Raw genomic sequence first — 11,678 nt, forward strand, 5'->3', positions numbered from 1 at the left:
TTTTAGCGGGGTGGCAGAACGTCGCGGAATGGACGCTTACGTTGTGGCTGCTTTTTGTTATGCCATCGACAGAGGTGACCAAAAGCAACGGGAGTTTCAAAACATACTCAAAGCAATTGGTTTTAATGTAAAACTGAAACCTTTTATCCAACGTTCAGATGGCTCTGCAAAAGGCGACTGGGATGTTGGCATTGCTCTCGATGCAATGGAGTACGCTGAACAAGCAGATATTATTGTATTAGTCTCCGGCGATGGAGACTTTGATCTTTTAGTCAACAAAATACGTGTTAAGTACGGTAAAAAAGTTGAGGTTTATGGTGTTCCCCAACTTACGGCAGCCTCATTAATAAATGAAGCTAGTGAGTTTATAGCGATAGACCGTTCGCTCTTGCTACGTTAGGTTGCTAATAGCGTCGCTTAACTGCAGAGGTTATTCGCCTGGCAACTGATCGACCCGCGTGAGGGTAAGCCGCCGCCCCTCATGCGGAGAGAAGTGAAACTGGCCTTCTACCTCCACACTTTCATCTAAATAGGGCGCTATTTCCTGGTGGGGAAATATCTCAACCCGATTAAGTTGTTCGTCTTCGATCCAATAATGAAGGGGATCATTGAAATGCCTCACGACGCCCTGGGTAACGATGTGCCTGTCATCAAAGGCTGCTGGATTGTTCACCAGCATGGGCAATGGTACCGTTACAGTTAGTTGCCCGCGACATCCGCTGATGAGAGTTACCATCGCTAGCATGATGGCCGTAAGGCTAATACGTTGCTGGAGTGACTGCATTGCGGTACTCCCCTTCATTATGGCTTGTTTTTATCTCTGTTGGGCGTTGCTAGTATTTCGTCGATATTAAAGGAATAAGCGTAAGTTTTGCAGCTAGGTGCTGCGGCCTAGTGCAGATTATTCGTTAAGACGGTGCTGCAGTGAGTCCAACTCCTCGGTGTGCTCTTCAAGCTCACGCACTGCTTCTGCTAATTTTTCACGCCGTTTCTGAATATCATCTTCGTCGCCCTCACTAAGCGCCTCCTCAAGCGCTAACTCGCGCTCACGCACTTCTTCCTGGCTCTCTCTAACCTCTTCGGCAGCCTCAGCAAGGATTTGCTCATTCGTGCAATGCTCTTCGATGGAGTGCAACGCACGCTGTAATCCTCGAACACGATGTTGATTATCGTGTGCTTGGGCGTGCTCCAGCTGTTGACGTAAGACGGTCATTTTGTCTTCGCACAACCTGTCTGCTGCGTGCGCTGCTGGCAAAGATAAAACCCCAGCGGTTACCGCTAAACTTAAACAACCCAGCCATTTTCTGTTCATTATTCGCTCCTAGCACTCTACGAGCCTTATAAGGTAAACATAGAGAAGCATTACAGCTTTATAAAACTATAGGTCAAATAGCCAGGCTGCCAATCTTCGCCGCCCGTGGAGCACCCCAGACGAGCGGCGGATGAACATATTAAGCGCGCTCTTCTACGATCCAGCTAACCACTTCTTCGTTGCCAAATTTAGCTTTCCACTCTTTAATGACGTTGTGGTTGCCACCACGCGTTTCAACGACTTCCCCTGTGTGAGGATTCTTAAACACCTTTAAAGGACGCTTCTTGCGACCATCGGTACTACTGGTCTTGGTGACTTTAACGGATGAAGACAGATATGATGGGTCAAGCATTTCGCATACATCGCGAGCTAGCTTGCCATGCTCTGTCATTAGCGTCTGTAATTTTTCCTTAAACTCCAGCTCTTTCTTCAGCTCGCTATTACTTTCAAGCGCTTGCAGCTCTTCCTGCAGCTGCTTTAACATCTGCTCTTTCTTGATGTAGTCGCTCAGTACTGATGCCATGTTTTTATCTCCATAATTTGCTAATTGCTTTGCCATATACTGACTGCACAGTAAAACATGTTAAGAGCGCTACTTCAGTATGGCAGGCGTGCTCATGAACAAGCGCGGCCATTTAGCGATTATATACCGCGTAATTTCGTAATGTGGGCGTTCTCAATAAATTTTAAATATTATTTACATTCAGCAACGAGTGGCTATGCATTGACGATGCCTAACAGTATCATAATGCCAGGAACCCACCCCGTAAAAACCGCACAGAAGAGTGTGTAAATCGCCACTGAGCGCTGTATTTTTTTTGCCAACGCTAACAGGCAAAAAAAACTGAACCACAAAGCAGACCATGCAAACCAGCTAAGCGTATTCCACAGCTCGAAGTTGAGTCCTATATCGGTGATAGAGCTCGCTCCAACAAACGCTGCTGTAATACTAACAAAGAAACAGAACCATCCAAGTCCGATTCCATCCGCCTTTAAAAACTGGTTAGCCCCAACCCAAAGATAAGTAAAAGAAAATAGCAAGGTAAATGCCCCAGCGCTAATAGCAGCAGAATTATCCGGCTCTCGAAAAATCAAATAGACAGCAATCATGAAGCTCAACACACCAACCATTATGTTGATGACAGATACCTCTTTGTCACCAATTTTGCCTAGCAGCCATATTCCGTTCACAAAAAGAACTGCTCCGACATATAGCAAGGTAAGCCCTAAAATCATCACAACTATTCCTGTAGTTATATTTTAATTTTTTCTGGCGTTTTTTAGTTTTTTCTACTGTTCTACTGCATATTTAATAAACATCCACCCTCCTCTCCAGACACATCCACGCTTTAAAAGTGGAAGTAACTTCCAACTAGCTTGAGCGTCGACGTGTAAACCTATAACCGCTTATTTTTATTTTATTTTCATGAAACACTTCACTTTCCTTCAAACGACAGGCAAGGCTTGGCAGCACATCATGCGGGCTAAGAAAGCCCGAAATGGCACCAAGAAAGCCTATTTTTAAAAACCGGGGGAGTATAGCAGGGGTTGAGTAACCCACCATTGAAATTAGTATTATATCTTCACAAGAAGTCACAACAAAATGCTAGCATCAGCGACCTCCGCGATACTGAATCGTTCTCCATAAATCACTGATAACCCTGCAGGCCAAAATCACAAAAAACGTGATACGATAATCTTCTATAAAAGCTATATTTTCTGTCGTTTTGCGGCAACTTCATCGTCAAGGGAATCAATACTCACCATGTCGTCAGCTACAGACTGCGTCGCTACGCTTATTGATGACTTCCAGAAGCGTCGGCCTATTCGCGCCGGCTCGCTAATTATTACCGTCTATGGCGACTCTATCGTTCCACGGGGTGGTACTGTATGGCTCGGCAGTCTCTCGAAACTAGTGGAGCCCATCGGTATCAACGAGCGGCTGGTGCGCACATCGGTTTATCGGCTGACCCATGAAACCTGGCTACGTGGCGAGAAGGTCGGTCGTCGCAGCTACTACCGGCTGAGCGGCCCCGGGCGGCGCCGTTTTGAACAAGCCTTTAAGCGCGTCTATCACGGTGCCCAGCCACCCTGGTCGGGCCAGTGGACATTGGCGCTTCTGACACAGCTATCGGCAGATCGACGCCAGCAAATTCGTGATGAGCTTGAATGGCTCGGTTTTGGTAGTTTTGCTCAGGGCGTGCTGGCACATCCCACGCTGTCATGCGCGGAAACCATGGTGGCCTTGCAGGAGCTTGATGCGGCAGACGACACGATCGTGATGCAGACACAGGCCATGGAGCCCATGACCAGTAAGCCGCTGCGCCTGCAGGTCAGAGATAGCTGGAACCTCGACGAACTCGCCGAGCTGTATCAGCGTTTTCTGGTTAAGTTTCGCCCACTGTGGAATGCGCTCAACGCAGAGAACCATTTAGGACAAGAAGCGTGCTTCATTGCCCGTACCTTACTGATTCATGAGTATCGTAAGGTTCAACTACGCGACCCTCTTCTGCCTGATGAACTACTCCCCACCGCGTGGGAAGGTCGCTACGCCCATCAGCTCTGCCGCAACCTCTATCGGTTGCTCTACGAACGCGCAGAACGCTGGCTAGACCGGCACCTAGAAACCGCCGAGGGCCCATTACCAGCCCCTGGCCCCAGCTTCTACCAACGCTTCGGCGGGTTGGAATGAACGCCTAACATATCTTATGGCAAGGGGCCCCGTCCTCCGTTGAGCTAGACAGTCTACAAGGCCAAGCTGGAAGAGACCGTCCAGCTTGGTTGCACTGCACCGACTCAAGGTGATTCTTCTCCCAACCGTCGATAAAGCGTCGAGCGGCTGATACCTAGCGTCCGAGCAGCGGCAGTCATGTTTCCCCCGTGGGCTTCGAGCGTACGTACCATATGGGTTCGCTCCATTTCTCGCAGTTCTTGGCAACCGTTGCCAAGGCCCTCCGATGTGACCGTATTACGAACGCCACTTTCTATGGGCTGAGCAAGTTTGCGCTGCCAACGCGGCGAAAGCCCTTCTATGGTTAGCCGCTGGCACTCTGGCTCAGCTCCCACCAGAGCCGCTTCTAAACAGTGAATTAGTTCCCGCCAGTTACCGGGCCAAAGGTAGGCAGTCAAACACTCTAACAAGGACTCATCCAGCGCCAGAGAGCGGCCATGTTGGCGACATAGTGCAGCCCAGTGTTGACGAATCTGTCCCGCGAGATCAGCCTGCTCGTTCAGCGTGGGAAGTTCTACTACCACCCCAGCCAGACGATAAAAAAGATCCTCGCGGAAATCACCAGTCGTCACCAGATTCTCCAAATCGCGATGGCTAGCGGCTATTACGCGGCAGTCGATGGGCACCTCGCGGTGATCGCCCAGAGGCGTCACCACTCTCTCCTGCAACACCCGCAGCAGACGGGCCTGCAGCGCCAGCGGCATGTCACCGATCTCGTCAAGCATCAAAGTGCCACCATTAGCTTGTACCAGACGCCCGCTGTACCCACCCTTACGGGCACCGGTGAACGCGCCTTCCACATAGCCGAATAGCTCCGCCTCGATAAGGCTTTCGGGCAGCGCTGCGCAGTTGAGTGCCACGAAGGGCCGCTGCTCACCGAGACTGCTATGCAGTGCTCGGGCCAACTGCTCTTTTCCCGTGCCAGTTTTGCCCTGCAGCAGTACAGGCAAACCCGCTTCCAATGCCCGACTAGCCCGGCGAGCCTCCCGGGCCAGCGCCATGGGCCAAGCCTCCACCAGCGCCTCAAGCCCACGAGAGAGGGATGGTTCGGGCAACGCCGGCCTCACAGTGGCTTCTCCGCTCAAAACTGCCGGCTGCCACTGATCCGGGGGATTAAGCCGCCCCACCAGTTGGGCGCCGGTAAGCGGCAGCCCCAGTAAGACCGAGCACCGTTCGCATTGGCGACAGATTTCTTTCCAGGAATTGCCCAATAATTCTTCAATATGGCGACCAATTAGTGAGGCAGAAGCCTCGCCCAGCCATTGGGCAGCCTGAGAATCAACCGCCAGGATCAGCCCCGAGTCGTTCATGGCCACTAGACCACAACTCACGCCGTCCAACTCCGCCAGCGATGCGTGCACCTGGAGCACCCAACGCTGCTGGTAGTGGTGGAAAAACAGCCGTTGCTCCAATGCCCCCGTGAGCTGCTGTACTCGGCGCAGGAAAATTTCTGGTCGTGGGTGATTAGCCTCGAAGGTAAGGTCGATCAATCCTAAACAGTCGCCGTTGAGATCAAACAACGGGGCGGCGACACAGGAAACAGGGTTGTCGGGGAACAGCAGATGCTCGCAGGACTTGACCAACACCGGCGCCCGCTCGATGAGCGCTAGGGCAGGTGCATTGGTTCCGAACCAGCGTTCATCTAGGTTGATGCCAGCCCCGATGTGAAAGCGATCATTAAGCACGAATCGCTGGCCGTAGCTCTTGAGCACGGTGGCATCCGGGGTGGCCAGCAGCAACTGGCAACCACGCAGATCCTCCGTCACTCGCCTGATCAGAGGGTCAGCCAGTTCGATAAGGCGACGATGCATCTCGCGCTGAGTGCGGAGTTCGCCACTGTCGAGCCGTGGCAACTCGGGTAGGCTACCAGGCTGCAGCCCATGCTCAATGCAGCGCTGCCAAGAACGATCGATACTGGCATCGAGCATGCCCATCGGTAGTTGCTGGCCACGGAGCAGATGTTCACGGGCCTGGCGAATCACGTCGGGGGTTCTCAGGACTGTTTTGGAGATCATGGGCCTCTCCCTGCGAAGTCGGCGAGCTGTCCCAGAATGCGACAGCCGTCGTATCCGGCGACGAGACGGCGGAGAAATATCGTCATAACTAACCTTCAACTCGCTGATATTGTTGTGATTATATTATTTCCCTGAGCTGGCACGGGGCTTGCTAGGGAGTATTGGAGGCGTGTAATGCTTAGCACGCACTCAAAACAATCATAAATCAGCCTGACAGGAGCACAACCATGACGCAGCCCTCCACTGCCATTCAAGCTTGGCTGGACAAGAGCCACGCTCTTTTTATTGGCGGCCAGTGGCGCACCGCCACTAGTGGCCAGACGCTGGATGTCTATAATCCCGCCACCGCGGAAGTGATCAGTCGGGTTCCGGCGGGTGATGCCGCCGATATTGATGCTGCAGTCGGAGCTGCCCGGGAGGCCTTCCGTGACTGGCGCAGGTCGAGGCCAGCCCAGCGCGAGAAGCTGCTGCTGGATCTCGCCGATGCTCTGGAAGCCCGCGCCGATGACTTTGCCCTACTCGAGACACTAGACAACGGCAAGCCAGTGACCTTTTCGCGGCATATGGACGTAGCTTTAGCCATCGACTTTATCCGTTATACCGCGGGCTGGGCCACCAAAATCGAGGGTCGTAGCATGACACCCTCGATGCCCTTCGTGCCCGAAGACAAGCAAATCGTCGCCTACACTCGCCGCGAGCCCATAGGCGTGGTGGGTGCTATCATTCCCTGGAATTTCCCACTGCTGATGGCAACCTGGAAGATCGCTCCGGCCCTAGCTGCCGGCTGCAGTATCGTGCTAAAGCCCGCCGAGGACACCCCGCTCACCGCCCTGTTGCTGGCAGAACTGGCCGAGCAAGTAGGTTTTCCAGCTGGCACTCTCAACGTCGTCACCGGTCTGGGGCACACCGCTGGGGCAGCGCTGGCCAGTCACCCAGGAATCAACAAGGTGGCCTTCACCGGATCGACCCCCGTGGGCAAGCAGATCGGGCATTCCGCCATGGAGAACCTAACCCGCACCACCCTGGAACTAGGTGGCAAGTCACCGGTGATGGTGCTGGCCGATGCGGATATCGAGACAGCCGCTGCTGGCGCGGCCCAGGCGATCTTCTTTAACCAGGGGCAGGTCTGTACCGCTGGGTCGAGGATCTATGTACATGAGTCGATCCACGATACCTTCGTCACTAAGCTAGCCGAACAGGCCCAGCAGCTGACGCTAGCGCCGGGCTGGGAACCCACCAGCACCCTCGGTCCGCTGGTCTCCTCCAAACAGCAGCACCGGGTGCTGGCGTATATCGAACAAGCGCGCAGCGACGGCGGCACCATCGTCACCGGCGGTGGCAAGGGCAGCGAAATCGGCTACTTCGTCGAGCCAACGGTGATCACCGGATTGGCCCAGGAAAGCCGCTGTGTGCAAGAGGAGATCTTCGGTCCGGTAGTCGTGGTCCAGACCTTCCGCGACCTGAACGAACTGGTGTTACTGGCCAACGACTCTCCTTATGGTCTGGCCGCCAGCATCTGGTCCAACGATCTTGCGGCGGTCAATCGCCTGGTACCAGAAATCGAGGCCGGTAGTATCTGGGTCAACGGCCACAACCTGCTGGACGCCTGCATGCCCTTCGGCGGCTTCAAACAGTCGGGCATTGGCCGCGAGCTCGGCGACTCACTGATCGAGCATTACACAGAGCAGAAATCGGTTGTGATGATCGTTTGACACGAAGCCTTCGGACATCGATGGATGTGACCTGCCTCAAGACACTATAAGGATAAAAACATGATCAATTTTCTCCCTGACGGAATAGCCAGGAGCTTGCTAAAGCCCCTGGTCATGGCGCTAGGCCTTGCATCAGCTGCCAGCGCTAATGCCGTTGATGTAGACCCAGGCGACTATACAGCTCTTCCAGCTGGCACCAACCTTGCCATGCTCTATTACCAGCATGCGACCAATAACAAGCTCTACGCTAATGGCGATAGAGTGCCTGTAGATGCTGGGCTTGATACAAATATAAGTATTTTCCGGTACGTGCACTTTATGGATATCGGCGGCTATACCGTTGATCCTCAGATCCTCCTCCCCTTCGGCAGTATCGAGGCCGAGGATGATCTGGCATCCATGGGTAGTACGGATGGCATCGCGGATCCTATCCTGGCGGCTACGGTCTGGTTGATCAATGAGCCCGAGGACAATCACTACTTCGGCATCACGCCCTTCCTGCATGTCCCTGTCGGCAGTTATGACAGTAACCGAGCCCTTAATATGGGCGAGAACCGCTGGAAGTTCTCGCTCCAGGCCGGATATATCCGGGGTCTGACGGATACCCTCTCACTCGACTTGGCTGCCGATGTCACCCTGTATGGAAAGAACTCCGATTTCGGGAGCGAAAGCTCCAGACTCGAGCAGGATCCTCTTTACCACCTACAAAGCTATATGCGGCATAACTTAACCCCAACCTGGGATATTCGCGGGGGACTTTCCTATACCTATGGCGGTGAAACCGAGGTCGATGGCCAGCAGCAGAAGGACAAAACTGAAACTATTAGCGCCACTATTGGCACAGGCTATTTCATTACCCCGACTGTTCAGGTACTCGCCAATTATGGCCGAGATATCTCGGTAGAGAATGGATTCAGAGAAGAGCATCGCATCAACCTTAGGCTGATGAAGGCATTCTGAAGTTTTCAGATCAATGAGCAACGCCAGGAAGAGAACAATGAAAATAACAATGATGAGCGTAGTCGCGTCAGGTGTATTGCTGGGTATCCTATCGATAGGCGTGACGTTGCCCAGTAAAGCAGATGTAGAGGAGTTGGCCAGCATTGATAATGCTGCAATTGCCAATAACCGAGAGACAGGCAACGATTGGCCAGCTCATGGCTTCGATGATGCAGGGACACGCTTCAGTCCTCTGGAGCAAATCAACGACAGTAATGTGAATGGTCTGAAACTCGAATGGTCTTACAGCTTAGCATCGACTCGAGGCGTCGAAGCAACGCCTATTGTCGTTGATGGAGTGATGTATGTGACAGCGCCTTGGAGCGTCGTTCATGCTATCGATGCGCACACAGGGGAGAAGCTCTGGGTCTATGACCCCAAAGTACCCCGGAGCTACGCCGAAAAAGGCTGCTGTGACGTGGTCAACCGTGGAGTTGCCGTCTACGAGGGCAAGGTGTTTGTAGGCTCCTTTGATGGTCGGCTGATAGCACTCAATGCTCAGAGTGGCGAGCGGGTGTGGGAAGTCGATACCCTTATTGATCACTCAAGGCCTTATACCATCACCGGTGCTCCACGTGTCTTCAATGGAAAGGTGATCATCGGCAACGGGGGTGCCGAATATGGGGTGCGAGGTTATATCACCGCCTACGACGCCGACACCGGAGAAGAGGCGTGGCGCTGGTTCACAGTGCCTGGCGATCCCTCGGAGCCCTTTGAAAATGAGGCCATGGCCATGGCCGCCGAGACCTGGGACCCCAGCGGTCGTTATTGGGAAGCCGGTGGCGGCGGCACCGTCTGGCACTCCATGGTCTTCGATCCCGAGCTCAACCTGATGTATGTGGGAACCGGAAACGGTTCTCCCTGGGCACACCGACTGCGCAGCCCAGGAGGCGGGGATAACCTATTCTTAGCCTCCATCGTTGCTCTGAACCCCGATACAGGAGAGTACGTCTGGCACTATCAACAGACGCCGGGGGATAACTGGGACTATACCTCTGCTCAAGATATTATTCTGGCCGATATCATGTACGAAGGGGAAAAGAGAAAGGTGTTGCTGCACGCGCCAAAGAATGGATTCTTCTTTGTGATCGACCGCGAGACGGGAGACTTCCTTTCAGCGGAGAATTTTGTCCCTGTCAATTGGGCCACTGGCTATGACCCAGATGGGCGTCCCATAGAGACCCATGAGGCTCGCTCAGAAGATACGCCCTTTGACGCTATCCCAGGGCCATTTGGTGGCCATAATTGGCATGCTATGTCTTATAGTAAAGATACTGGTTTAGCCTACTTCCCCGCACAACATGTACCGGTCTCCCTTCAGCAAGCGGGTAGTTGGTCCTATGAAGAGGTCGACTCTGGCCAGCCTATGTCTGGGACAGGCTGGAACGTAGGTATGTACATCAACCCAATCCCTCCCTCCGAGCAACCCTTTGGCCGACTGTTAGCCTGGGATCCTATTGCACAGGAGGAAATATGGCGTTACGAGCATACCTCACCCTGGAATGGCGGCACCTTAGTCACCGCCGGCAACCTAGTCTTTCAGGGAACGGCAGATGCTCGTTTCATGGCATTCAATGCCACCACCGGCGAGAAGCTGTGGGAGGCACCACTGGGCACAGGGGCCATTGCAGCGCCCGTAACCTACGAAGCAGATGGTCGTCAGTTTGTCTCAATCGCGGTGGGCTGGGGAGGCGTTTATGGGCTATTCCAGCGTGGCTCAGAGCGTAGCATCCCTGGTACGGTATACACTTTCTCCCTGGATGGAGAGGCTCAATTTCCTGAGTTCACCAAACACCAGCTCGACGCTTTAGTGTCTGACGTTGACTATAACCCAGAAGACATTGAAGCAGGGACAGCGCTCTATGTCAGCCACTGCGCTTTCTGTCATGGGGTTCCCGGCATAGACCGGGGTGGAAACATCCCCAACCTGGGCTATTCGAATGCGGCCATAATCGAGCACCTTGAACAGTTCGTCCTTGGCGGACCTCTCATTGAGCGGGGTATGCCAGATTTCACGGGCCGGCTTACTGAGCGGGAAATCAACCAGATAAAGGCCTTTATTCTCGGAACGGCAGATGCCATCCGCCCTGCCAGCAACGATTAATGGATCGAATAATCAGCAGGACCTAGGAGCGCGACCAGAATCCTCCACCGCTATAAGCGCCCCAGCATGCTGGGGCGCACTTAGATAAGGGAGGACGCGAGGGGACATTCAACCCGTGGCTGGGTGGGGGATGGCCCGTCAGGGAAAGGTGACGCGGTGGTAGCGAGCCATACCACCAGCATCGCCTTGCAACGCTATGCCAACGTCTGCTGCTTGGGTTGTGTATCACCGGCCAGTAAGGTTGGCCGGTCAGCATCGAGCTCTGTCAGCGGTTCACAAGGTTCCAAGCTATCACGGCAACGGGTCACTAAACGCTGATACTCTTGAGTACCCTGCTGCTTCCAAGCAAACTCTTCGTCGCTCAGCGCGCGCTTCACCTTTGCAGGTGCCCCCATCACCAATGACTGTGGCTCGCATTCAAACCCCGCTTTGACGAAGGCTGCCGCCGCCACAATAGAGCGCTCCGCTATGTGGGCACCGTCCATCACTACAGCGTTCATGCCGACCATGGCATCACGCCCAATCACGCAGCCATGCAAAACCGCGCCGTGGCCAATATGACCATCTTTCTCAACCTTAGTGACGCAGCCAGGAAAGCCGTGCATGACGCAGGTATCCTGCAGGTTCGCCCCCTCTTCCAGCACCAAACGGCCGAAGTCACCGCGCATCACCGCGCCGGGGCCAACGTAACAATTGGGGCCAACAATCACATCCCCGATGAGCACTGCGGTCGGGTGGACATAAGCTGTCGGGTGCACGACTGGCGTCACCCCTTCAAGTCGATAGAAAGGCATCACGTTCTCCG

At 53.9% G+C, this 11,678-nt stretch carries 11 protein-coding genes; 5 read left to right on the forward strand and 6 right to left on the reverse strand.

Translation table 11 applies throughout. The features are described 5' to 3' along the window. Positions 1-400: NYN domain-containing protein (locus tag INT21_RS04850; RefSeq protein ID WP_193084899.1), on the forward strand; the 400-nt coding region annotated here is incomplete at its 5' end. Between the two features lie 30 nt (positions 401-430). Here the strand turns inward: INT21_RS04850 and INT21_RS04855 are convergent. From INT21_RS04855 to INT21_RS04870, 4 genes are all read right to left on the reverse strand, one after another. Beyond that, on the reverse strand, positions 431-784 hold the full coding sequence (locus INT21_RS04855) for a hypothetical protein (protein ID WP_193067595.1): 354 nt from the start codon (positions 782-784) through the stop codon (positions 431-433). A 117-nt stretch (positions 785-901) separates the two neighbouring features. Next, complete coding sequence (locus INT21_RS04860) at positions 902-1,312, reverse strand: DUF1090 domain-containing protein (protein WP_193067596.1); 411 nt, start codon at positions 1,310-1,312, stop codon at positions 902-904. A 139-nt stretch (positions 1,313-1,451) separates the two neighbouring features. After that, positions 1,452-1,835 (reverse strand): histone-like nucleoid-structuring protein, MvaT/MvaU family, encoded by a 384-nt coding sequence (locus tag INT21_RS04865; protein WP_172422240.1) that lies wholly within the window; start codon positions 1,833-1,835, stop codon positions 1,452-1,454. Between the two features lie 194 nt (positions 1,836-2,029). Next, positions 2,030-2,548 carry an AmiS/UreI family transporter gene (locus INT21_RS04870; protein ID WP_193084900.1) on the reverse strand — a complete coding sequence of 173 codons (519 nt, stop codon included), beginning with the start codon at positions 2,546-2,548 and terminating at the stop codon, positions 2,030-2,032. A 529-nt stretch (positions 2,549-3,077) separates the two neighbouring features. On the opposite strand from INT21_RS04870, the gene paaX reads away from it, so the two are divergent. Continuing rightward, the gene (gene paaX / locus INT21_RS04875) at positions 3,078-4,004 is read left to right on the forward strand and encodes a phenylacetic acid degradation operon negative regulatory protein PaaX (protein WP_193068566.1); all 927 of its coding nucleotides are present in this window, start codon (positions 3,078-3,080) and stop codon (positions 4,002-4,004) included. A gap of 104 nt (positions 4,005-4,108) precedes the next feature. On the opposite strand, the gene INT21_RS04880 is transcribed toward paaX, so the two are convergent. After that, the gene (locus INT21_RS04880; RefSeq protein WP_193084901.1) at positions 4,109-6,058 is read right to left on the reverse strand and encodes a sigma-54-dependent Fis family transcriptional regulator; all 1,950 of its coding nucleotides are present in this window, start codon (positions 6,056-6,058) and stop codon (positions 4,109-4,111) included. A gap of 227 nt (positions 6,059-6,285) precedes the next feature. Here INT21_RS04880 and INT21_RS04885 point away from each other — a divergent pair, with 227 nt between their 5' ends. From INT21_RS04885 to INT21_RS04895, 3 genes are read left to right on the forward strand one after another with little or no spacing between them, the layout of a single operon-like run. Next, positions 6,286-7,770 carry an aldehyde dehydrogenase family protein gene (locus INT21_RS04885; protein WP_193084902.1) on the forward strand — a complete coding sequence of 495 codons (1,485 nt, stop codon included), beginning with the start codon at positions 6,286-6,288 and terminating at the stop codon, positions 7,768-7,770. A 60-nt stretch (positions 7,771-7,830) separates the two neighbouring features. Continuing rightward, positions 7,831-8,730, forward strand: a complete 900-nt coding sequence (locus tag INT21_RS04890) for a transporter (RefSeq protein ID WP_193068569.1) — start codon at positions 7,831-7,833, stop codon at positions 8,728-8,730. A gap of 37 nt (positions 8,731-8,767) precedes the next feature. Then, entirely contained in the window at positions 8,768-10,873 is a 2,106-nt protein-coding gene (locus tag INT21_RS04895) for a PQQ-dependent dehydrogenase, methanol/ethanol family (protein WP_193068570.1), read from the forward strand. 194 nt (positions 10,874-11,067) lie between these two features. On the opposite strand, the gene paaY is transcribed toward INT21_RS04895, so the two are convergent. Next, positions 11,068-11,667: a phenylacetic acid degradation protein PaaY gene (gene paaY / locus INT21_RS04900; RefSeq protein WP_193084903.1), complete on the reverse strand. Its 600-nt coding sequence runs from the start codon at positions 11,665-11,667 to the stop codon at positions 11,068-11,070. Between the last annotated feature and the right edge of the window lie 11 nt (positions 11,668-11,678).

It is taken from the genome of Halomonas sp. 3F2F, assembly GCF_014897805.1.
GTDB lineage: Bacteria > Pseudomonadota > Gammaproteobacteria > Pseudomonadales > Halomonadaceae > Vreelandella.

Coding starts and splice junctions, on each gene's coding strand:
- INT21_RS04885 (WP_193084902.1), top strand. CDS start 6,286: ATGACGCAGCCCTCCACTGCCATTCAAGCTTGGCTGGACAAGAGCCAC.
- INT21_RS04895 (WP_193068570.1), top strand. CDS start 8,768: ATGAAAATAACAATGATGAGCGTAGTCGCGTCAGGTGTATTGCTGGGT.
- INT21_RS04890 (WP_193068569.1), top strand. CDS start 7,831: ATGATCAATTTTCTCCCTGACGGAATAGCCAGGAGCTTGCTAAAGCCC.
- paaX (WP_193068566.1), top strand. CDS start 3,078: ATGTCGTCAGCTACAGACTGCGTCGCTACGCTTATTGATGACTTCCAG.
- INT21_RS04880 (WP_193084901.1), bottom strand. CDS start 6,058: ATGATCTCCAAAACAGTCCTGAGAACCCCCGACGTGATTCGCCAGGCC.
- INT21_RS04870 (WP_193084900.1), bottom strand. CDS start 2,548: ATGATTTTAGGGCTTACCTTGCTATATGTCGGAGCAGTTCTTTTTGTG.
- INT21_RS04860 (WP_193067596.1), bottom strand. CDS start 1,312: ATGAACAGAAAATGGCTGGGTTGTTTAAGTTTAGCGGTAACCGCTGGG.
- INT21_RS04865 (WP_172422240.1), bottom strand. CDS start 1,835: ATGGCATCAGTACTGAGCGACTACATCAAGAAAGAGCAGATGTTAAAG.
- INT21_RS04855 (WP_193067595.1), bottom strand. CDS start 784: ATGCAGTCACTCCAGCAACGTATTAGCCTTACGGCCATCATGCTAGCG.
- paaY (WP_193084903.1), bottom strand. CDS start 11,667: ATGCCTTTCTATCGACTTGAAGGGGTGACGCCAGTCGTGCACCCGACA.